Source organism: Leifsonia sp. NPDC058230 (genome assembly GCF_042882245.1).
Lineage (GTDB): Bacteria > Actinomycetota > Actinomycetes > Actinomycetales > Microbacteriaceae > Leifsonia.
This window is the reverse complement of the sequence record NZ_JBHVWM010000005.1, coordinates 112220-134736: the sequence shown is the minus strand read 5'-3', so window position 1 is coordinate 134736 and position 22517 is coordinate 112220. Positions and strand designations below refer to the sequence as shown.

General features: G+C 68.3%; 16 protein-coding genes and 1 pseudogene. 5 read left to right on the top strand and 12 right to left on the bottom strand.

The annotated features are described in order from the left end of the window. Window positions 1–39: 39 nt before the first annotated feature. The 4 genes from ACFVV0_RS16680 to ACFVV0_RS16665 all read left to right on the top strand — a co-directional run bounded on the left by ACFVV0_RS16680 (window position 40) and on the right by ACFVV0_RS16665 (window position 2805). Window positions 40–711 carry a LysR family transcriptional regulator gene (locus tag ACFVV0_RS16680; protein ID WP_387066374.1) on the top strand — a complete coding sequence of 224 codons (672 nt, stop codon included), beginning with the start codon at window positions 40–42 and terminating at the stop codon, window positions 709–711. Beyond that, window positions 708–1616 carry a serine hydrolase gene (locus ACFVV0_RS16675; RefSeq protein WP_387065522.1) on the top strand — a complete coding sequence of 303 codons (909 nt, stop codon included), beginning with the start codon at window positions 708–710 and terminating at the stop codon, window positions 1614–1616. The genes ACFVV0_RS16680 and ACFVV0_RS16675 overlap by 4 nt, the downstream gene beginning before the upstream one ends. A 224-nt stretch (window positions 1617–1840) precedes the next feature. Further along, window positions 1841–2347, top strand: coding sequence for a hypothetical protein (locus tag ACFVV0_RS16670; protein WP_387065519.1), 507 nt, complete (start codon window positions 1841–1843; stop codon window positions 2345–2347). A 119-nt stretch (window positions 2348–2466) separates the two neighbouring features. Further along, entirely contained in the window at window positions 2467–2805 is a 339-nt protein-coding gene (locus tag ACFVV0_RS16665) for a hypothetical protein (RefSeq protein WP_387066372.1), read from the top strand. 267 nt (window positions 2806–3072) lie between these two features. On the opposite strand, the pseudogene ACFVV0_RS16660 reads toward ACFVV0_RS16665, so the two are convergent. Next, window positions 3073–3273 (bottom strand): annotated as a pseudogene (locus ACFVV0_RS16660) (CDP-alcohol phosphatidyltransferase family protein); the annotation flags it as partial. A 156-nt stretch (window positions 3274–3429) separates the two neighbouring features. Next, complete coding sequence (locus ACFVV0_RS16655) at window positions 3430–9414, bottom strand: hypothetical protein (protein ID WP_387065518.1); 5985 nt, start codon at window positions 9412–9414, stop codon at window positions 3430–3432. Window positions 9415–11790: 2376 nt separating this feature from the next. Between ACFVV0_RS16655 and ACFVV0_RS16650 the strand changes: the two genes are divergently transcribed. Then, window positions 11791–12675, top strand: coding sequence for a DUF11 domain-containing protein (locus tag ACFVV0_RS16650; protein WP_387065516.1), 885 nt, complete (start codon window positions 11791–11793; stop codon window positions 12673–12675). A 54-nt stretch (window positions 12676–12729) separates the two neighbouring features. On the opposite strand, the gene ACFVV0_RS16645 is transcribed toward ACFVV0_RS16650, so the two are convergent. The 10 genes from ACFVV0_RS16645 to ACFVV0_RS16600 form a co-directional block, all read right to left on the bottom strand. Continuing rightward, window positions 12730–13275 (bottom strand): DUF1697 domain-containing protein, encoded by a 546-nt coding sequence (locus ACFVV0_RS16645; RefSeq protein WP_387065513.1) that lies wholly within the window; start codon window positions 13273–13275, stop codon window positions 12730–12732. A 4-nt stretch (window positions 13276–13279) separates the two neighbouring features. Continuing rightward, window positions 13280–13882: a uracil-DNA glycosylase gene (locus tag ACFVV0_RS16640; RefSeq protein ID WP_387065510.1), complete on the bottom strand. Its 603-nt coding sequence runs from the start codon at window positions 13880–13882 to the stop codon at window positions 13280–13282. Window positions 13883–13921: 39 nt separating this feature from the next. Continuing rightward, on the bottom strand, window positions 13922–15025 hold the full coding sequence (locus ACFVV0_RS16635) for a S1C family serine protease (RefSeq protein WP_387065507.1): 1104 nt from the start codon (window positions 15023–15025) through the stop codon (window positions 13922–13924). A 106-nt stretch (window positions 15026–15131) separates the two neighbouring features. Beyond that, the gene (locus tag ACFVV0_RS16630; RefSeq protein ID WP_387065504.1) at window positions 15132–15482 is read right to left on the bottom strand and encodes a hypothetical protein; all 351 of its coding nucleotides are present in this window, start codon (window positions 15480–15482) and stop codon (window positions 15132–15134) included. 42 nt (window positions 15483–15524) lie between these two features. Next, window positions 15525–16703 carry an alcohol dehydrogenase catalytic domain-containing protein gene (locus ACFVV0_RS16625; RefSeq protein ID WP_387065501.1) on the bottom strand — a complete coding sequence of 393 codons (1179 nt, stop codon included), beginning with the start codon at window positions 16701–16703 and terminating at the stop codon, window positions 15525–15527. Continuing rightward, the gene (locus ACFVV0_RS16620) at window positions 16700–17593 is read right to left on the bottom strand and encodes a phosphonatase-like hydrolase (RefSeq protein WP_387065498.1); all 894 of its coding nucleotides are present in this window, start codon (window positions 17591–17593) and stop codon (window positions 16700–16702) included. Before ACFVV0_RS16620 ends, ACFVV0_RS16625 begins: the two co-directional genes overlap by 4 nt. Window positions 17594–17623: 30 nt before the next feature. Next, on the bottom strand, window positions 17624–18775 hold the full coding sequence (locus ACFVV0_RS16615; RefSeq protein ID WP_387065496.1) for a TIGR03364 family FAD-dependent oxidoreductase: 1152 nt from the start codon (window positions 18773–18775) through the stop codon (window positions 17624–17626). Further along, the gene (phnE, locus tag ACFVV0_RS16610) at window positions 18772–20364 is read right to left on the bottom strand and encodes a phosphonate ABC transporter, permease protein PhnE (RefSeq protein WP_387065493.1); all 1593 of its coding nucleotides are present in this window, start codon (window positions 20362–20364) and stop codon (window positions 18772–18774) included. Before phnE ends, ACFVV0_RS16615 begins: the two co-directional genes overlap by 4 nt. Beyond that, window positions 20364–21284, bottom strand: coding sequence for a phosphonate ABC transporter ATP-binding protein (gene phnC, locus ACFVV0_RS16605; protein ID WP_387065490.1), 921 nt, complete (start codon window positions 21282–21284; stop codon window positions 20364–20366). Before phnC ends, phnE begins: the two co-directional genes overlap by 1 nt. 205 nt (window positions 21285–21489) lie before the next feature. Further along, a complete protein-coding gene (locus ACFVV0_RS16600; RefSeq protein ID WP_387065487.1) occupies window positions 21490–22428 on the bottom strand; it encodes a phosphate/phosphite/phosphonate ABC transporter substrate-binding protein in 939 nt (312 codons plus the stop codon). Window positions 22429–22517 lie beyond the last annotated feature (89 nt).

The following is a 22517-nucleotide window of genomic DNA, read 5'->3' as shown; positions in this document are numbered from 1 at the left end:
ACTCCATTCGGTAGAGCCTTGCTACCCTCCGCTACGCGTTTGATCCGTGCAGCAGCCAGCCTCAACCTTGACGCGGAGAGGGCGCGATCACGCACCCTGCGCCTGGCGTTGCCACAAGGGATCGCAGTCGCGGATCTCGCTCGCCTCGTGGTGGACGCGCGACGGGAGGGAATGCACATCGAGGTGGTCACCGCCGACCCACCCGACCGCCTCGAGCAGGTTCGCCTGTCCGATGTGAACGTCGCCGTTGTGCCCGTACCGCCGGCCGAAGCAGCATGGTCGGTGAGCTTAGGAGTGGCGGGATCCGATAGGTCGCGCCACGGGGCGTTCTTCTTCGATACGATCCGACCGGGCCGGATGGATCGTGAGGACGCAGTTCGGATATGGCTGCAGGCCGAAGATGACGTGCCGGGAATCCGTGACCGACTGACAAGACTTCGCGACAGCAGCGGGTTGGCGCCTGCTCAGCTGGTCACTACCCAGTCCACAACAGTCGCAACGGCTGAGGTCTACGCCACGCGTGACTTGCTACTGTGTCCGCAGGAACAGGCCGACCAGCTGGGTCTCAACTGGCAGCCGTTGGGCGACCTGCATTTGGTCCGCGGATACGATCTTGCGGCAACGGATCTCGCAGACGCCGACCACATCCAACGCAGCCTCAGCGCAGCCGTCGGCCGCTGCCTCCATTCCATTCAGCAAGGGACCGAATGATCGAACTCACCGTCATCGACGAACTCAGGTGCCAGCTGGAAAGCGGCGGCTTGATCGGTTCTTTCCTGGTCCGAGACCTCGACACCGGCGAAGAGATCGGCATCGATCCCGATGCCGCATACCCGATCGCATCGGTCGTGAAGGTCCCGCTGGCGATCGCGACTCTTGAACGCATTCGCCGAGGCGAATTGGATGGATCAACTCCCATCACCGTTCCACCCGGCAAGATCACAACACCCGGTCCCACCGGAATCAGTAGATTCAGGCATCCGGCCACGGTCGCTATCGACGACCTCGTCTACCTCAGCACGTCACTCAGCGACGGCGCTGCAGCGGATGCCCTCTTCGCTTTGACTGGCCCCGAAGCGGTCGTCGACCTCCTGAAGGAACTGGGCGTCCACGGAATCGCGGTGCGTCATAGCGCAGGCGAACTTGCCGAGACGCTCGCTGAGAAACTCCCACCTGAGGACACCCACCTCGCGCACGAACTCGCCGTCCTTGGATCGACCGACGGGCGCGGCCACCGGCTCCCCGAACTCGACACATCCGCAGCAAGCATCTCCACGGCTCGTGCCCTGGTCGACCTCCTTGAAGCGCTTTGGCGGCCGACTCGCATCGACACCGATGTTGCGAATCGGACACGGACTCTCATGGCGGCAAACCAGCATCGACAACGGCTCACCCCGGACTTCATCTCGGAGGCATCGTCGTGGGCGTCCAAAACCGGAACTCTCCTGAACCTCCGGCACGAAATCGGTGTCGTCGAACACCGAGGAGGCCACACCTTCGCGATCGCAGCCCTCACCGAATCCCGTGTGCCAACGTCGCTTCAACCCGCGGCAGAAGCCCTCATGGGACGAGTAGCCCGAAGACTCCACGACCACCTCCGCGCATCTTTAGAGTGACGCGAGCCTGCTGATCTCTCGCTATCGTGAAATTTGATGCGGGCAATTGGTCTTATCAATGGGGTCGTTCTCTAACGCACACTCCGAGTAGTCGCCACAGATCCCGACACCTCGCCATCTTGGTGAGGGGTACTGAGGTACGACTCTGGATACCTCACAAGGGGGCTCCCTTCCTGTCCCAGCGACGGATGAGCAAATCGAGTTCTTGGAACAGACTCGTATTTATGAACGAGAAACGTAAAGTACTGGCAGCTTCCAGCCTGGCGATCGTGACGGCGTTGGCTCTCTCATCGTGCAGCGTCTTTGATGCCATCACCGAGAACCAGCAGGGGCACATTCGCGCGATTGCGTACGCGACGGGAGCTGAAGGCCTGGCCAGCACCGACGCCACCCTTCCCAGTTGGGTCCCCGCTGACGCACGCGACATCAAAGAGAAGATTCGCACGACCGGCAGCGAGCGGATCCTCATCATGCGTTCCACATTGCGTGACCTGCCCGGCAACTGCGAAGCTCACACTCCCGGAACACCGATCGAGCGTGCCCCAAAGAAGCTCGACTCCGGCGCAACACTCACCTACTTGGGCGTCCCCACTATCGAGGCCACCTGGTGGCCTGAGGGTGTCGAGAAGAAGGCGTCGGTCGTTTGCGATGGGTCGTGGTGGATTGCGAGCGAGGGCGAGCAGCTGTACGCGTTCTCACCCGAACGGTCCACAACAAAAATCGAAAACTAGGGACGGCGGCGGAAGCCTCGCCGTGTGGGTCGCAGTGGGCGTTGCGCTCGTGACCCCGCTCCCACGGGGAGGGGTTCCCCGTCAAGAAACAGCCGCGTAAAGCGAAGGAGGGTTTGCGCATGCGCGTGATGACGCAGGGGGAGCGGGTCTGGTTGGTGCTCGACGATGGGCTCCAGATCCGGTACCAGATTGAGTGCTGGCTCGCGGCGCAGCAGGACACCCACGAGTCGTTGATGATGTACCGAGTCGACCACTGGGCTCTCAATCGGGCGCAGCGGTGGCCGCTCGGCTTCTATGACGAGCTCAGCCCGGCCCTCGACGCGTGCGCACTCGCGCTTGGAATGCCGAACTTCCTCACCTCGGTCACCGCGTCTGACGGGACGATCATCACGCCGGAGGAGCAACGCGCAACGTGGCGGGCTTGCTCGGACCCGCGAGCCGGACGGTGCGATCGCTGACCGACGGAATGCGAAGCCTGGACCGAACCTGTCCTCGGTATCGAACCTCTGCCGTCTAGAGGGAAGAGGACGTCTTGCGTTGGCGACGTCGTGCTCACCGAGCGTCTCGCCGGCCAGCATCGATGCCATTCCGGTGAAGATCAGGATGGTGCGGATTTGCCCGTCCAGGTGACAGGGATGTTCGCAGTTCCGCGAAACGCGACTGCGGCGGTGAGCGCCAGGAGGACGTCGGGGATCAGCAGCAGTCCGGCACTGCCACGGCACGATATCGCCGAGGATGAAGCCGATAGCAGCGGCCGCGGCCACGAACCGGTCGGCGACCGGATCGAGCCGGGTTCCAAGCGCCGAATCAGCTCCGGTTCGCCGGGCCAGGAACCCGTCGACCCAGTCCGAGACGGTCCGACGGGTACGTCGGTCGCCGGACGGACATCGTGCGTCATTGGGCCATCCGAGGTGCCCATTCCGCATCCGTGGCCGTACCACGGTCTGAATGCCGACGCGCCAGCCCGCGTTGCTCAGCTCAAGTCGCAGCATTCCGCCGTCGACCGCGTGCTGGGGGTTCTGTGGCTGAAACCAGTCGGGGAGCCCTGTCGACTGACAGGGCTCCCCAACGTGTGGTTATGCCTAGACGGTGGCGTCTTCGGCGTTCTCGTGCTCGCGACGCCGGCGGCGCCCGATCACGACGGTGAGCACAATGCCAAGCCCGGACAGCAGGCCGGCAATGATGAGCCAACCGGCCACATCCAGACCAGTGCGCGCCAGCGAGTCATCACCGACGGATGCATTGGCACCGACATTGCCGTTGCTGCTGGCCGTGCCGTTCGCACTCACCGACGCACCCGCACCCGCGTTCGCGTTGCCCGCAGCCGAGGCCGAGGACGAAGCGTTCGCGTTCACCGAAGCGCTGGCACCGGCGTTCGCACCGGCACCGGCGTTGCCGGACGCATCCGTGGAGGCATCCGCAGTAGCCGCGGACTGGGCAGCCGGGGAGGCGTCACCGTTCGCGGCAGCGGTGGCTGCTGCGTTCGTGTTCGACGAGTTGTCCGCGTTCGCGGCAGCCTGAGCCGACACGTTCGAGGCCGCGTCCGCCGTCGTGGCCACATCAGCAGACGCCGTCGTCGAGGCGTCAACGTTCGCGGCCGCCTGAGCTGCAGCCGCTGCCGTCACATCCGCGGCAGCCGAGGCTTGCGTGGAGGCGTCCGCGTTGCCGGCAGCAACCGCCGCCGGGTTCCCGTTCGCATCCGCCGCCGCCGATGCCGCCGCGTTCGCATTCGCATTCGCATCAGCCGAAGCATTCGCGTTCACACCGGCACCGGCGTTGCCGGACGCGTCGGTGGACGCATCCGCGGTCGCAGCGGACTGGGCGGCCGTGGAGGCGTCACCGTTGGCGGCAGCCTGCGCTGCAGCGTTCGTGTTCGACCAGTTGTCTGCGTTCGCGGCAGCGGTCGCTGCCGCCTGCGAGGCAGCGGTCGCATCCGTGGACACATCCGCAGACGCATCAACCGACGCGGTCGCGTTCGCGGCAGCCTGAGCTGCAGCAGCCGCCGTCACGTCCGATGCAGCCGACGCCTGGGTGGACGCGTCCGCGTTGCCGGCAGCAACCGCCGCCGGGTTCCCGTTCGCATCCGCCGCAGCCGACGCACCCGCATTCGCATTCGCATCAGCCGAAGCATTCGCGTTCGCACCGGCACCGGCGTTGCCGGACGCATCCGAGGACGCGTCCGCGATCGCAGCCGACTGGGCCGCCGTGGAGGCGTCACCGTTGGCGGCAGCCTGCGCGGCCGCGTTCGTGTTCGACGAGTTGTCCGCGTTCGCAGCAGCAGTCGCCGCAGCGTTAGCGGCTGCGTTCGCCGTAGTGGTCACATCCGAAGATGCGGTAGTGGAGGCGTCAACGTTTGCCGCAGCCTGAGCTGCAGCCGCTGCCGTTACATCCGCGGCGGCGCTGGCCTGGGTGGAGGCGTCCGCGTTCCCGGCAGCAACCGCCGCCGGGTTCCCGTTCGCATCCGCCGCAGCAGATGCACCCGCGTTCGCATTCGTGTCAGCCGAAGCCGACGCTCCCGCGTTCGCACCAGCGCCCGCGTTGCCGGACGCGTCGGTGGACGCGTCCGCGATCGCAGCCGACTGGGCAGCCGTGGAGGCGTCGCCGATCGCGGCAGCCTGAGCGGCCGCGTTCGTGGAGGACGAGTTGTCTGCGTTCGCGGCAGCAGTCGCCGCCGCCTGCGACGCAGCGGTCGCATCCGTGGTCACATCAGCCGACGCCGTGGTGGATGCGTCGGTGTTCGCCGCCGCCTGAGCTGCCGCAGCCGCCGTCACATCCGTGGCAGCGCTGGCCTGGGTGGACGCGTCCGCGTTTCCGGCAGCGACCGCCGCCGGGTTGCCATTCGCATCCGCCGCAGCCGACGCACCCGCATTCGCGTTCGCTCCCGCGCCTGCAGACGCATCCGAAGTCGCATCCGCGGTTGCCGCCGACTGGGCAGCAGCCGACGCGCTCCCGTTCGCGGCAGCCGTGGCTGCTGCGTTTGTGTTCGACGAGTTGTCCGCATTTGCAGCAGCCTGAGCCGCCACGTTCGCCGACGCCGTCGCATCCGTGGTCACATCAGCCGACGCCGTGGTGGATGCGTCGGTGTTCGCCGCCGCCTGAGCTGCCGCCGCCGCCGTCACATCCGTGGCAGCGCTGGCCTGGGTGGACGCGTCCGCGTTCCCGGCAGCAACCGCCGCCGGGTTCCCATTCGCATCCGCCGCAGCCGATGCACCAGCGTTCGCATTCGTGTCAGCCGAAGCGTTCGCACCGGCACCCGTGTTGCCGGACGCATCGGTCGACGCATCCGCGATCGCAGCCGACTGAGCCGCCGACGACGCGTCACCATTCGCGGCAGCCTGCGCGGCCGCGTTCGTGCTCGACGAGTTGTCCGCATTCGCAGCAGCAGTCGCCGCCGCCTGCGAGGCAGCGGTCGCATCCGTCGACACATCCGCAGACGCATCAACCGACGCGGTCGCGTTCGCCGCAGCCTGAGCCGCAGCAGCCGCCGTCACATCACTAGCAGCGCTGGCCTGCGTGGACGCGTCCGCGTTCCCGGCAGCAACCGCCGCCGGGTTCCCATTCGCATCCGCCGCAGCAGATGCACCCGCATTCGCGTTCGTGTCGCTGCCAGCGTTCGCACCAGCACCGGCGTTCCCGGACGCGTCGGTGGACGCGTCCGCGATCGCAGCCGACTGGGCCGCCGTAGAGGCGTCACCGTTCGCGGCAGCCTGAGCAGCCGCGTTCGTGCTCGACGAGTTATCCGCGTTCGCAGCAGCCTGAGCCGCCACGTTCGCCGACGCCGTCGCATCCGTGGTCACATCCGACGATGCGGTGGTCGACGCGTCAACATTCGCCGCAGCCTGAGCCGCAGCCGCCGCCGTCACATCCGACGCTGCCGACGCCTGGGTGGAGGCGTCCGCGTTCCCGGCAGCAACCGCCGCCGGGTTCCCGTTCGCATCCGCCGCCGCCGACGCCGCCGCGTTCGCATTCGCTCCAGCACTTGCGTTGCCCGACGCGTCGGTCGACGCATCCGCGATCGCAGCCGACTGAGCCGCCGACGACGCGTCACCATTCGCAGCAGCCTGAGCAGCCGCGTTCGTGTTCGACGAGTTGTCCGCGTTCGCAGCAGCAGTCGCCGCAGCGTTAGCGGCTGCGTTCGCCGTAGTGGTCACATCCGAAGATGCGGTAGTGGAGGCGTCAACATTCGCGGCGGCCTGAGCCGCAGCCGAAGCGGTCACATCACTAGCAGCGCTGGCCTGGGTGGAGGCGTCCGCGTTGCCGGCAGCGACCGCTGCCGGGTTCCCGTTCGCATCCGCCGCAGCCGACGCCGCCGCGTTCGCATTCGCGTCGCTGCCAGCGTTCGCACCGGCACCGGCGTTGCCGGACGCGTCGGTGGACGCGTCCGCGGTCGCAGCGGACTGGGCGGCCGTGGAGGCGTCACCGTTTGCGGCAGCCTGCGCGGCCGCGTTCGTGCTCGACGAGTTGTCCGCATTCGCAGCAGCAGTCGCCGCCGCCTGCGAGGCAGCGGTCGCATCCGTCGACACATCCGCAGACGCATCAACCGACGCGGTCGCGTTCGCCGCAGCCTGAGCTGCAGCAGCCGCCGTCACGTCCGATGCAGCAGAGGCTTGGGTGGAGGCGTCCGCGTTGCCGGCAGCGACCGCTGCCGGGTTCCCATTCGCATCCGCCGCAGCCGACGCCGCCGCGTTCGCGTTCGCACCCGCACCGGCGTTGCCAGACGCGTCGGTGGACGCGTCCGCGATGGCAGCGGACTGGGCCGCCGTGGAGGCGTCGCCGTTGGCGGCAGCCTGCGCGGCCGCGTTCGTGTTCGACGAGTTGTCCGCGTTCGTGGCAGCCTGAGCCGCTACGTTCGCCGACGCCGTCGCATCCGTGGTCACATCCGAGGACGCGGTGGTGGATGCGTCAACGTTCGCCGCGGCCTGAGCTGCCGCAGCCGCCGTCACATCCGATGCAGCCGACGCCTGAGTGGACGCGTCCGCGTTCCCCGCAGCGACAGCCGCCGGGTTCCCATTCGCATCCGCCGCAGCCGACGCCGCCGCGTTCGCGTTCGTATCAGCCGAAGCGTTGGCGCCGGCGCCCGCGTTGCCGGACGCGTCGGTGGACGCGTCCGCGATCGCAGCCGACTGGGCAGCCGTGGAGGCGTCGCCGTTCGCGGCAGCCTGAGCGGCCGCGTTCGTGGAGGACGAGTTGTCTGCGTTCGCGGCAGCAGTCGCCGCCGCCTGCGACGCAGCGGTCGCATCCGTGGTCACATCAGCCGACGCCGTGGTGGATGCGTCGGTGTTCGCCGCAGCCTGAGCTGCCGCAGCCGCCGTCACATCACTAGCAGCGCTGGCCTGCGTGGACGCGTCCGCGTTCCCGGCAGCGACCGCCGCCGGGTTCCCGTTCGCATCCGCCGCTGCCGACGCCGCCGCGTTCGCGTTCGTGTCGCTGCCAGCGTTCGCACCAGCACCGGCGTTCCCGGACGCGTCGGTGGACGCGTCCGCGATCGCAGCCGACTGGGCCGCCGTAGAGGCGTCACCGTTCGCGGCAGCCTGAGCGGCCGCGTTCGTGTTCGACGAGTTGTCCGCGTTCGCAGCAGCAGTCGCCGCAGCGTTCGAGGCCGCGTTCGCCGTCGTGGTCACATCCGAAGATGCGGTGGTCGATGCGTCAACGTTCGCCGCGGCCTGAGCTGCCGCCGCCGCCGTCACATCCGACGCTGCCGACGCTTGGGTGGACGCGTCCGCGTTCCCGGCAGCAACCGCCGCCGGGTTCCCGTTCGCATCCGCCGCAGCCGACGCACCCGCATTCGCATTCGCGTTCGCACCGGCACCGGCGTTGCCAGACGCATCCGAGGACGCATCCGCGATCGCAGCTGACTGGGCGGCCGTGGACGCGTCACCGTTCGTGGCAGCCGTGGCTGCTGCGTTCGTGTTCGACGAGTTGTCCGCGTTCGCAGCAGCCTGAGCCGCCACGTTCGCCGACGCCGTCGCATCCGTGGTCACATCCGACGATGCGGTGGTCGACGCGTCAACGTTCGCCGCAGCCTGAGCTGCCGCCGCCGCCGTCACATCCGTGGCAGCGCTGGCCTGGGTGGACGCGTCCGCGTTTCCGGCAGCTACCGCCGCCGGGTTCCCGTTCGCATCCGCCGCAGCCGACGCCGACGCGTTCGCGCCAGTGCTTGCGGAACCGGACGCGTCCGTGGACGCATCGGCGGTAGCGGCCGACTGAGCAGCCGGGGAAGCATCCCCGTTCGCAGCAGCCGTGGCCGCCGCGTTCGCGGTCGACGAGTCGTCACCGTTCGCGGCCGCCTGCGCAGCCGCATTCGAGGCCGCCGTGACATCCGTGGACACGTCAGCAGACGCATCAACCGACGCCGTCGCATTCGCCGCAGCCTGAGCGGCGGCAGCCGACGTCACATCGCTGGCAGCGCTGGCCTGGGTGGACGCGTCCGCGTTCCCGGCTGCAACCGCCGCCGGGTTCCCATTCGCATCCGCCGCAGCCGACGCACCCGGGTTCCCGTTCGCATCCGCCGCAGCCGACGCCGCCGCGTTCACGTTCCCGCCACCGTTCACCGACGCGTCCGAAGACGCATCCGCGATCGCAGCCGACTGGGCCGCCGCCGACGCGTCGCCATTCGCGGCCGCCTGAGCGGCCGCGTTCGTGTTCGACGAGTTATCCGCGTTCGAGGCAGCCTGCGCCGCCGCGTTCGAGGCCGCGGTCGCGTCCGTGGACACATCCGCCGACGCCGTGGTCGATGCGTCAGCATTCGCGGCCGCCTGAGCCGCAGCCGAAGCCGAAACATCACCGGCAGCGCTGGCCTGGGTGGAGGCGTCCGCGTTCCCCGCAGCAACCGCCGCCGGGTTCCCATTCGCATCCGCCGCCGCCGACGCACCCGCATTCGCATTCGCGTTCGCATCCGCCGACGCATCCGTGGACGCATCCGCGATCGCCGCCGACTGCGCCGCCGCCGACGCGTCACCATTCGCGGCCGCCTGCGCAGCCGCGTTCGTGGACGACGAATTGTCCCCGTTCGCCGCCGCGGTCGCGGCCGCCTGCGACGCAGCGGTTGCATCAGCAGATGCATCCACCGACGCGTTCCCGTTCGCCGCAGTCTGAGCAGCCGCAGCCGCCGACACATCACCAGCAGCCGAGGCTTGAGTGGACGCGTCCGCGTTCCCCGCAGCAACCGCCGCAGCAACCGCGGTCGCATCCGCCGCCGCCGACGCCGACGCGTTCCCACCACCTGGGTTCCCCGGATCATTAATACTGAACGTGCGGTCAGCGGTGGTCGTGACACCATCAACAACCTGCGTCGCCGTCACCGTGTGCTGCCCATTCGGCAACGAAACAGTCGACGCGCACGACCAACCACCGTCGGCGCGCACCGTCGTCGTGCACAAAACAGTCCCGTTCGAGTCACGCACCGTCACCTGCCCAGTCGGCGCCCCGGTACCCGTGAACGTCGGATTCCGCGTCGCAACCGTCGACCCAGCCGCTGGCGTCGCAATCGACACCGGGAGATCGACAAGACGCAGATCCCTCGAGATCATGACGAGCCCACCTTGTGAGTTCGGGCCCGGGGGGAACAACCGGTAGTTGGCACCAGTTTGACCCCAGTTCAAAGCAAAACTCGAAGGTCCAGCCAGCGGAGTGGCTACTATGAGCGCGTACAGTGGAGATCCATTGAATATCGGGAGGCCTCCGCCGGCACCAACCCGCCATTGCTGGTTTAGAGCAGCGGAGCAAACAGCCCAACTGGGCACACTCGTAAGACAAAACCCAGTAGACCGACTTCGGATTGGCCCACTCTGCGGCTGGGAAAGCCCCGGACCACCAACCGCGATCTCGGGTAGCTCCAGATCCGTCCACCCCGAATCCGTTCTCGTAAGCGTCGGAACCCCTGCGCCCATGTTCAGAGGCGCGAAATTCGTGAACGTCCCAAAGCTATTGAACAGGATCGGGTGCACGCTGGGGGGGACGTTAGCTTGCGCGGGCTGCGCCGGCTGCAATAGAGCCCCCGCAACCACAGCCAAAGCCAGCGCAGCAACCGCACCAAGCCCCCTCCGGCGTCTTACAAATCGTGACGTCATAACTGAAATGTCTCCTACGTTTCTCTGTCTCCAGAACAAGCTCGGCGCTAACGCACCACAATGAAAGACCCCACAAGAGCCCCCTCATAACGCGACGACAAGCAAACACCGACGCCACCCCCTGACCGATGCCTACGTTCCCTGACACCTGAGATGGGGCGATGACTCGTCGTTGATTAGAACCGTGACGCCCGATGCGTCCCGCTGCCGACTCGAAACGCAGTCGTGGTCTCCCTGCGCTCGTCCTCGTCATCACAGAGGCTCGGCAGATGGGGCACGCGAGTCGATCCTGTTCGCACCGAGTCGAGCTCGGGACTCTCCGACGCACGCGACGTCGCTCGATCTGAGCCGGTTCCGTTATCGGAACGGGAGATCGCGATCTGGACTTGTTGTGGGAGTCCGTCTGTCGCAGTGAGACCGACAGCGGCGCCACGTCCGTCTGCCGTTAGGTGGCAATCACTTTTGCTGTCTAGATCCAAGGGAAACAGCTTGCCCACGATTCGAAATGTAGTGACGACCACCCTCGTGGCCACACTCTCTGCCTATCTGTCTTTGGGCTCGGGGGCGGTACATGCCGACAGCCCGGCCGCAATCGCGAAGGACTCGACTGCTTTCACGCAAGTCGGCCGGGCGGATGGCACCGTGCCGGCCGGCGTATGCGAAGTCTTGGTCACCGCACGCGGCGGCGGGGGCGGTAGTCCCATGCCCGCTCCCAGCGCGGGCGGTGCGGCCGCGGAAATACGTGCGCGCATCGATGTCGTCGCGGGGATGCCGTTTGAGGCCACGATCGGCGGCGGAGGGGCGCGCACGTTCACAGGCGGGACTCCTGGGGGCGGAAACGCCGGCACAGGCAACAACCATCTCGGGTCCGGGGGAGGTGGCTACACCGAGCTGCTTCTTGCAGGGCAGTCTGTGCTCGTCGCCGGCGGAGGAGGCGGCAATGGGGGCACGCACGACCCTTCTCTCGGCCAAGGAGGCGCCGCTGGGCTCCCGCAGTCTCCGGGCGTCGTTGCTCCAGGGACTGATGGCGCCGTCGGAACCGAGAGCAGCGGCGGAGGCCAGGGCGGACAGAGCAATCAAGCGGGCCAGGGAGGGATACATCCCACCAATGCAACCGTTTCGGGTCAGGCGGGAAGCGGCCGTCAAGGCGGCAACGGCGGCCCGGATCGGTCACAGGACACGGGAGGTGGCGGAGGTGGCGGCGCTACCGGTGGCGGCGGCGGCGCCTCCACACTGCAGGATTTAGAGACCGGCGGTGGTGGTGGCGGAGGATCCAGCTGGGTAGCAGCGCTCGGCCCCACCAACAGCCCGATTCGTGACGTCAGCAGCCAATATGCTCCGGCCTCGGTTGGAGAAGCCAATGGTCCGGATGGCATGATCCAACTCGATTGGGTGCCTTGTGCGTCTGACCTTGCCGTTTTCAAAACCGCCCCCGCCCCGACTGTGGCCCCTGAGGGGACTACGAGCTGGACGATTGATGTGACCAATGAAGGACCGCATGCTGCCCAGGCTGCTCGCCTGGTCGATGTTGTTCCCTCAGAGGTCGACGATGTGACGTGGACGTGCGCGGCAGTCGACGGCGCCAGCTGCGGCGCATCCAACGGCTCGGGAAATCGGATCGATGAACTGCTCCAGATCCCGGTCGGAGGCACGGCAACACTTGTCGTCACTGGCAAGATCGGTGACCTCGAAGGCGGAACGGTGCTCACCAACACGGCGCGAGTTACAGTAGCGGATACCGATCCGGACCCGACAAACAACGAGTCGACGGCGACAGTCGAGGTCGAATCCTGGCCGGCACTGAAACTGGTGAAGACCGCGAACGTGACCGACATCAGTGGCGCCGACGACCAAATCCGCTACTCGTTCACCGTCACCAACACCGGCAACACCAACCTCGACCAGCTCCAGATCAACGAGACAACGTTCACCGGCTCCGGAACCTTGAGCGACATCACCTGTCCTGTTGCCGATCTCGCACCCGCAACGACAACCACCTGCACCGCGACCTACACCGCAACGCAGACCGACATCGACTCAGGCGCGATCACGAACACCGCAACCGCGACCGCGCAATCGCCCACAGGCGACACCGTCACCTCCTCCGAGTCGTCGGTTCGAGTCGCTGCCCTGGATGCGCCTCCGGCGCTGGCAACCACCGGGGCGGACACCGACCTTCCCGTGGCGGTTGCAACCCTGTTGCTGCTGGCCGGAGCGTGGATGGTGGCCAACCGTCGAAAGAAGCGAGCACACCAATAGCTGCAGTCGAGCGGACGCGACCATGCGTAGTCGCGTCCGCGACGGCTGTCCCCGTCAACCGGCGTTCAGCAGCTCGAGCAGCCGCGTGCTCGTCCGCCAGCTGCGCACGGTCATCTGCTGGAAGAGGGGCATGCTCATGAGACGGGTGATGCGGGTCTTCGTCGCCTGCGCGGCCAGGCGCGAGAAATACAAGGCGCCTGGTCCCGGGGCGATCGAGTCGATGCCCTCACGCAGCTCCGGCAGCTCGGCGAACGCCGCTTCAGCGGTGAGCGGATGCTTCAAGAAGAAGACTTCGCTGCGCAGCGAGGCGGAACCGATGTCGAGGGGAGCTGCGGCGATCGTCGCCGCGAACTCATCCCTCGACCGCACCACGACAAGGATCGGGATCCCGAAGCGCGCCTCGAGCATCCGGGCGAGCGCCTCCTCGAGCTCCGGGCCACGAGCGCGATCGGCAGTGAACAGCACGTTGCCGCTCGCGCTGAAGGTGCGCGCATCCCGATAGCCGGCCTCGCGGAAGCAGTCGCCGAGGTCGGCCATTCCGACCGGATTGTTGCCGCCCACGTTGATTCCACGCAGCAATGCGACGGATGGACTGCTCACGGCCTCAGGCACGGTTCAGCCTCGCCACCTGCTCGGCGAACTGCCGAGCGCCACCCTGGGCCGGATGCCGCACCGCATCGGCCTCGACGCCCTCGGCTGCGAGCGCGCCCTGCGCTTTGCGGCCGACGGCGACGATCGTCTCGATACCGAACGCACGGGCCAGTGCGAGGGCGACCGGTGTTCCGGCGCGCACCTCGCCAGGCCGCGGGGTGCGGTTCGTGTGCGGGTCCCCCGCGACGAACGGGTGATGCGGGTAGATCGGCCAAGCCAACGGGAGCGGTCCCCGCCATCCGGCGAGCGTCGACCACACCACAGCCGAGGATGCCTCCCACGGCGCTGCAGGGTCGTCCGGAAGTTCAAGACCGTCGAGCACCCCCGCTTTCACCTCACGGGCCGAGACGAAGGGAACACCCGTGACGCACATCCCCCGCCAGCCCGGCGCCTCGGCGAGGAGCAGCACGCGAGGCTCACCGAGCTGTTCGAAGTAGCGACGCAGGTTGCGTTCGCGGAGACGGCCGAGCGGATCATCACCGTAGAGGTGCTCCGCATCGGGCGGCACCGGCACGCCGACGACCATCCTCAGAATCTCGTCCGCCGCATCCGTCACCCGCCTATTCAACGCGCTCCGAAAGCCGAGCCGCCAGCCCTACGGCTCGGCCAGTGTCACCGTCGTCGTGTGCGTCCGCCCGTTCCGCAGGTAGTCGACCGTGATCGTGTCCCCCGCCTCATGGGTCAGCTGGATGGTTGTCAGCACGTCGAGGTTCACCGCCTGCCGGCCGTTCAGCCCCGTGATCACATCCCCGGCCCGTATGCCCGCCTCGGCCGCCGGCCCGCCGGGATCGACCGCCTGCACGAACAACCCGTCGGCGACGCCGTAGCGCACCGCCACCGCGTGCGGGATCGGGACCACCTCGACCCCCGCCGTCGGGTAGGCGACCTCGCCGTGCTCGATCAGCTGGTGCGCCAGCGGCACGGCGAGCGCCTGCGGCACAGCGAAACCGATGCCGACGCTGCCCGTGCTGGCCTGCCCACCGCTGCCCGGCACGGTCGCGATCGCCGTGTTCACTCCGACCAGCCGTCCGTTGCAGTCGACCAGGGCGCCACCGGAGTTGCCGGGGTTGATCGAGGCGTCGGTCTGGATGGCCCCCACCAGGATCGCGTTCCGGTCGTCGTCGCTCGGCACCGGCACCGTGCGCCCGAGCGCACTCACGATGCCGGCCGTCACGGTGCTCGAGAGCCCGAGCGGGGCGCCGAGGGCGACCACCGGCTGACCGACGGACAGGTTGCCGGAGTTTCCGATGTCGATGACGGGCAGAGCGTCATCGCTCTCGACCTTGATCACCGCCAGATCGGTCTTCGGATCCCGGCCGATGAGCCGCGCATCCGTCTCGTGGCCGTCGCTGTAGCGCACACGGAGCGTCGCACCCGAGGCCGCCGGCGAGATGACGTGGTTGTTCGTGAGGATGTAGCCGTCGCTGGTGATGATCTCACCGCTGCCGTTGCTGTTGCCGCCACCCGACGAGACCAGGACGGTCACGATCGTGGGCAGCACCCGGTCGGCGACCGACACGGCATTGCAGGCGGCGCGCGATCCTGCGTTCAGAGCGAGGGTTGCGACCGCCCCGGCGATGAAGCCGCCGGCGATCAGGATGAGCGCTGCAGCCACGGCGAGGCCGGCGATCAGCCAGGCGCGGCCCTTCGTGGACGGTTCAGCCTTGGTCGTCGAGGTCTCCGCCGGCTCCTGCGTCATCGTCCGCCCCTTCCGCGATGCCCTGGCGTCAGGCTAGCGGCAGGCCGGAAGGGGGCGCTAGACGTGCGCGACAACGAGGGTGATGCGAGCACGGCCAGCGGGCTTCTCACGGACGAAGGGGACGCAAAGTCTCCGGCGCCGGGAACGGGAGCGTGTAGCTCAGCTCGGGAACGTTGATGTCTCCCCAGTCGTCCCGCTTCACCCGGATCTGGTGGGCGGATACTTCGGCCATGCGCACGCGCAGCCATTCGCCGTTGTCGAGTCGCAGCTCATACGGATCGGCGAGGTAGCCGATGCCGAGCTCGTCGAGCGTCTCCTCCGCATCCAGCCAATCGACCACACCGGTCTTCTCCCGTCCGAGGAGGTCGATCGCGACATAGCCGTCTCCGACGGGCTTCATCCAGCCGATGAGTTCCCCGTCCAGGCCGCGACGATGCTCGATCCAGTTCTCCGACATGACCTCATTCTCTCCTGCGGCGTCCTCGTCGACGAACCCGTGTCAGTACGTCGGAAGGAGCGCGACGCGGGGATGCGCGCCGGTCGCGGCGGCGGCGAGGGCCACGTCGACCGAGGCGAGCTGGAAGGTCTCCCCGACCTGCGCACCGAAGGGGTACCGGGTCCATGTCTCGGCGAGAAAGCGCACGGCCTGCTCGAGGTGACGGGGTGCGTAGTTGTGCACCCCGCGAACGGTGAGCAGGCGGCGCACCAGTTGTTCGGGATCGACCGCGAGCTCGGGGCCAGGAGAGACGGAGCCGACCAGCACGAGCACCCCACCGACGTCGACGGCGCCCAGGAGTGAGCGCACGGCTGCCGGTGCACCCGAGAGTTCGAGAGCGACAGTCGGGGCGGCACCGCGCCCGCCACCGCGCACGAGAGCGGCGCCCAGCCCGAGCGGCGACTCGCTTGCCGCGCGGGGGTCGGAGACGGCGACGGCTCCGAACGCGAGCGCGGCATCCCGGCGGCCAGGATCGGGGTCGCTCACGACGACCCGGGCACCAGCCTCGGTGGCCATCGCGGATGCGGTGAGCCCGAGCATCCCGGCGCCCGCCACCAGCACGAGCGCACCCTCGAGCGGCGTGATCTCGGATGCGGCCTCGAGCGCAGCCGCGACGGTCGCCGTCGCACAGGAGGCCGGTGCGAGGATGGTGGCAGGGATGTCCTCGGGCACCGGCACGATCGGGGTGCCGTCGAGGATGTGGGCGTGCGTGGCGAAACCGCCGGAGAGCTCCCAGCCGCGACGCATCCGCTCGTGCCCGTACTTCTGCAGGTTCACGCACTTCTGCGGCAGACCGCGACGGCAGCGAGCACAGCGGCCGCACGGAACGGCGACCGACCAGACGACCCGCTCCCCGAGGGACACACGGTGTCCGTCGACCGATTTCGCGCCGCCCCGGCCGAGAGCGACCACCCGGCCGACCTGTTCGTGGCCCAGCACGAGCGGTGTCGGGGCGTTGCGGTGGCCGAGGACGGTGTGCACATCGGAACCGCACACCGTCGCCAGCTCGATCTCGACGAGCGTGTCCCCGGGCGACAACCGCACGCCCGGAACGGCAACCGCCTCGTGGGGATGTCCCTCCCCCGGCCACACCATCGCCGTCGCCGACGGATAGACGCTGACCCCCTTACCAGCGCTCGCCGGTGGCTCGACGACGCGCGGAGTGACCGCTCGGACTGTCACCGGACAGCTGCGCCGTCGGAGTCGCGGGCGTGGAGCGCCTCGAGGGATTCGGGGGACTCGTCGAACCCGAGCAGAGCGGGCAGTTCGGCGACGCTCGCGATGACCGCGTCGGCGCCGGCGTCCAGCAGTGTCTCCTCGTCATGGGCTCCGCTGAGCACACCCACCACCAGGCCGGCTCCGGCAGCGATGCCGGAGATGATGTCGCTCGCGGTGTCGCCGACAACGACCATCCCCTCGACACTTGTCGCGCCGGTGCGCAGCAGCGCCGTCAGCGGCAGGTCGGGGTACGGACGTCCACGCCCGGCCTCGGCCGGGCTCAGGGTGACGTCGACGAGGTCGCGCCAGCCCAGGGCGTCGAGCACCGCATCCTTCGTCGGCTGGGAGAAACCGGTGGTCAGCGCGACCTTCACGCCCGAGCTGCGGAGGCGGCGGATGAGGTGCTCGGCCCCCGGGATCTCGCGCAGTCCCTCGGCGGCGGCCAGATCGGCGTAGGCCGACTCGAATTCGGCGTTGGCGTGCTGCGCCTGGTCTTCGTCGCCGGTGAGGGCACGGAAGACGGAGATCTTCGACTGGCCCATCGTCTCGCGCACGTAGGCGAGCGCGGTGACGAGGTCGTCGGCCGTCTCGCCGATGCCGGCGGCGAGCGCGGCCCGCTCGAAGGCGCGCTCGACGAGTCCGTCGTCCTCGACGGTCGTGCCGGCCATGTCGAGCACGACGAGTTCCAGGTCGACGTCGAGGAGGTCGTCGTCCTCTTCCTCCTCCTGCTCCCAGTCGTCTTCGTCGGATCGGTCGACGTCGGTGAGGTCGGTGAGGTCGTCGAAGGGCACGACGTCGTCGAACGTCGCAGCGTCGTCGAATTCGGAGGTGATGAGGCCGTCGCGCGTGGTCATGATCTTGCCTTTCCTTTGTGGGTCAGTGGGTCATCCGGCCGTGCCCGCGCCGGCGAGCGCGGGTGCCGATGAGAAGAGCTTTCCGACGACGCGCTCGGCGAACCCGAGTCCGGTCGTCATGCCGATGCCGGTGGTCACGGAGACGACGCGCACCTGCGGCGCCGGGGAGGCGAGCAGGAACTCGTCGGGGGCGGACGCGTAAACGCCCTGCCACCGCTCACGAACGCGGATGCGGTCGGTGCCGAACAGCAGGCGCGCCTGTTCGAGAAGCGCATCGAAGGCGGCCTCGCTCTGGAACGGCGGCACGTCCGCGCCGCGGTAGTGCGTGTCGCCGACGATCAGGCTGCCGTCGGGGCGTTGCGTGTACATCTGGTTGAGGTCGAGCGCGAGGAGTTCCGGATGCTCGTCCGCGAGCCGCGCGCGCAGGCCGGCCGCGCTCGACAGCCCGGTGAAACCCGCGTACCGCAGGAGGGACCAGCCCGTGAGGAGCGGCGCGCTCAGCGGACGCTCGAGGTCGGCATCCACGAGCAGCATGTCGAGCCCGCAGCGCTGGATGCCGTGCGCCTCCGCGATGCCGGGGAACAGCAGGTCGACGTCATAGTTGACCGCGACGACGACCGCGTCGGCCGCGACCCGTCCGCGTGTCGTGTGCACGACGCCTGTCTCGACGGCGAGCACGGCGGTGCTCCAGAAGAAGTCGACGCCGTGCGCCTCGAGCCACTGTGCGATGGCGAGGGATGCCTCCCTCGGGTCGACCTGCAGGTCGCGCGGCAGCATGGCACCGCCGACAGCGACACCATCGCCGACGGGAACGAGCTCACGCACCTCGCCGGCCGAGAGCATCCGCACCTCGTCGTCGCCGCGCGCATCCTGGAACTCGGACAGCACGGCGAGTTCATCGTCGGCGCGGGCGACGACGACCGTGCCGGATTCCTTCAGCCAGAACCCTGCAGCCGGCGCCAGCGTGAGCCAGAGTTCACGGGCGAGCTCCGCGTACTCGCGCGCTTCGCCGTCCTGCGCCGTGAGGCAGAGATGCCCGAAGTTGCGCACGGATGCGCCGCCGATCGTGGAAGCCCGATCGACGACCGCGACCGTGAGGCCACGGCGCAGGGCGGCCACGGCGTGACCGAGGCCGACGATCCCGGCTCCGACGACGGCGAGGTCGTAGTGTTTGGCAGTCATCGCAGAGCCTTTCGCATCCAGACGGCGATGCCCTCGACAATGAAGACGGTCGCCATGATCACGAGCACGAACGCGAACACCTCGTTCCACGCCGAGACGCGGGAGGCGTTGTTCAGGTAGAAGCCGATCCCCCCGCTCCCGACGACGCCGAGCACGGTGGCCGCGCGGATGTTGCTGTCGAACAGGTAGAAGCTGTGACCGACGAACGCGGGCACGCTCGGCGGAACCGTCGCGGCCGAGTACACCTGGAGCCTGCGCGCGCCCACCGCGGTCAATGCGCGTTCGGGGCCGCCCGGAACCTCCTCGATCGAGTCGGCGAACAGCTTGCCGAGCAGGCCGATCCCCCCGAATCCGAGCGCGATCACGGCGGCGGTCGGGCCGAGGCCGGTGATGATGATGAGCACGATGGCGAGCACGAGCTCCGGGATGCCGCGGATCGCCACGAGCAGCACACGGAACACCCCGCGGGTCGGCGCGTTCGGCGCCACATTGCGGGCGGCGAGCGAGCCGATGACGAGCGAGAACACCAGACTGAGGATGGTCGCGGCGAGGGCGATCAGCACGGTGTCGCGCATCGCGACCGCGATCTGCTCGACCGTGTACGGCTCGAATGTCGGCGGCCAGAACTTGATCAGCGGAACGTTCCTCCAGAAGGTCAGGAAGTCGCCCCAGTGAATCTGCGCGACGAAGAACGCACCGATCACGACGACCCCGGTGATCGTCCAGCCGACGGCCGACCGGATGCGCCGGGACTCGCGGCTGCGCGGCCTGCCGCCGCCGAGCATCCCGCGCCGCACGCTGGACGACACGACCTCCATGAGCACGCAGAGGGCGAACATCACCAGCGCGAGCGCCATTGCGGTGCGGTAGTCGAGCGTGGCGAGTGCTTTCCACATCTCGTAGCCGAGCCCGGCGACCCCGACGTAACCCAGGATGATCGACCCGCGCAGGTTGATGTCGTTGCGGTGCAGCACGGTCGCGACCCAGCTCGGCATGACCTGCGGAACGATGCCCGAGAAGAACTCCTGCGCCTTGCTCCCACCCGCCGCGCGGATCGCCAGCCGCGGGCCCTCGTCGATCTGCTCGATGGCGTCGGCGAACAGCTTGGAGATCATGCCGATGGAGTGGATGCCGATCGCCAGGATGCCGGGGAGGGTTCCGAGCGTGAACAGCACGGCGAAGACCATCGCGAGCACCACATCCGGAACCGAGCGGGTGGCGACGGTGATGAACCGGCCGATCCACTGCGCGGTGCGGTTCGGGCTGGTGTTCGAGGCCGCGAGGTAGGCGACCGGCACCGAGATGAAGGCGGCGAGCAGCGTGCCGAGCACGACCATCCCGAGGGTCTGCCCGATCGCCGGCCAGAGCACCTCCGGCGGCGGGAAGTGCAGCGGGACGATACGCCCGAAGAATGCTTCGGCCTGCGGGATGCTGCGCGCGACCGTCTCCAAGCTCACGCCGAGCAGGGGGAAGGCCGCGATCCCCAGCGCCAGCAGGGCGAGCAGCACGATGATCGCGGCGGTGCGCGAGAGGGATGGCCGCGGGCGCCGCGGGACGGCCAGGCGGTCGTCGAGGGGGACGGTGACCATCAGCGTGCGCGGGGAGGTGCTTGCTCGGAGGCGGACGTGGATGCACCCACGCTTGCGCCGACCGGTTCGGCTGCGGCGAGCACCGCATCCGCCAGCTCACGTTCGCTCTCGGCGTCGATCTCGATCGCCAGCTCGCTCTCGATCACGCTGAGCTCGTGGGTGGTCGCGGCGACGCGGCCGTAGATCTCCATGACCTGCTGCTTGTCCAGATCGGCGGTCGGTGTGTCGAGCACGACGCGGCCGTGTCGCAGGCCGACGATCCGGTCGCCCCAGCTGAGGGCGAGGTCCACCTGGTGGAGACTGCAGATCACGGTCAGCCCGTTGTCCAGAGCGATCTCGCGGATGAGGGCCATCACCTGTTCGCTCGACTCGGGGTCGAGCGAAGCGACCGGCTCATCGGCGAGGAGGACCTCGGGTTCCTGCATCAGCGCGCGGGCGATCGCTACGCGCTGCTGCTGGCCGCCGGAGAGCGTGTCCGCCCGCTGGTACGCCTTCTCGGCGAGTCCGACCCGATCGAGGTGCTGGATCGCGCGCTTGCGAAGGCTCGCGGGGTAGCTGAACACGCCGAGCCGCGGCCCGCGCAGGGTGGCGAGGGATCCGGTGAGCACGTTCTCGAGCACGGTCAGCGGGCCGACCAGCTCGAACTGCTGGAAGATGAATCCGACCCGGCTGCGGAGGGCGCGGAGCGGACGCTGTTTCAACTGCGCGACCGACTGGCCGAGCACTTCGACCTCACCGCTCGTCGGCGTCTCGAGACCGTCGAGGTGCCGCAGGAGGGTGGACTTTCCGGAGCCGGACAGCCCCAGGAGCACGACGATCTCACCGCGCCCGACCGTCAGCGACACCCCGTCGAGGGCGGTCGTCTCCGCGAACTTCTTCGTTACGTCGCTCACCTGCACGACATGCGCTGCTTCGCCCATTAGTCCTTGCCTCAGATCGGCCCCGAAACCCTTCCGCCACCGTAGAAGTCGGGGACGACGGCGGGAGCAACGCCGGGTAACCGGCAGGTGAACGCCGTGCGGACTGCAAGCGTCGGGACTCGGGATGCACACCCTCGGGCACCGAAACGGAATCGCCGCCCAGCCGGAGTGGCTGGGCGGCGATTCGGGTACGTCGGTCAGTGCGTCACTGCGCCTCGCACTGCGTGGCCTTGGTGACCTTGCAGATGTCGCGGATCTGGTCGTAGTACTTGTCGTCGACCGGGCTGAACGCGAAGAACGTGTCCTTGAACCCCTGCGAGTCGGCGTTCTTGATGCCGGCCTTCTGGATGTCGGCGATGGTCACGTTCGACAGCTTGTCGCTGAGGTCCTTCTTGATGGCGTCGGGGAGGGTGTTCGAGAACACCATCGGCGCGCCGGGGACCATCGTCTTGGCGATCACCTTCAGACCGGGCTGCGCGTCGACCGCCGAGTCCTCGGCGAAGCCGGCGTCGCACTCGGCGCCCTGCGAGACCTTGAGCGCGGATGCGTCGTGCTTGCCCGCGAACACCGGCGTGACGTCGGTGGTCGGGTCGATCTTGGCTTCGAGCAGGTTGTAGCTCGGGAACAGGTAGCCGGAGGTCGAGCTCGGGTCGACGAAGCACACCTTCTTGCCCTTGAAGCCGTCGAGCGAGGTGATCGACGAGTTCTGCGGCACGATCGCCTCGGAGTAGTACCCCGGCTCCTGGCCCTCCTTGGTGATGATGGAGGCGAACGGGGTCAGCTTCGCGCCGCCGTTGGTGGCGGTGACGTAGGTGAAGCCCGAGAAGCTGGCGACGTCGACCTGGCCCGCGATGGCGGCCTGGATGAGCGCGGTGTAGTCGCTCGACTCGCGGTACTCGACCTTCTTGCCCGTGATCTTGGCGATGTAGTCGGCGATCGGCTGGTAGTTCGACTGCGTGTTCACCGTGTCGGGGACGACACCGAAGACCAGCGTCGAGGAGTCCTTCGCGAAGGTTCCGGCGGAAGCGCTGGTGGTCGAGTCGCCGTCGGAGCTCGCGTTGGCGGAGCCCGAACAGGCGGCGAGACCGAGCGACAGCACGACGGCCGCGCCGACGGCGAGCGCCTTGGGAAGTGACAGTTTCATCGAAGACCTTTCATCGGTGCGCGCAGGGTTGCGCTGCTGTGTACGACGGGCACGGTACGGAGCGGGGGCGAAGGATGCGACAACCGCGG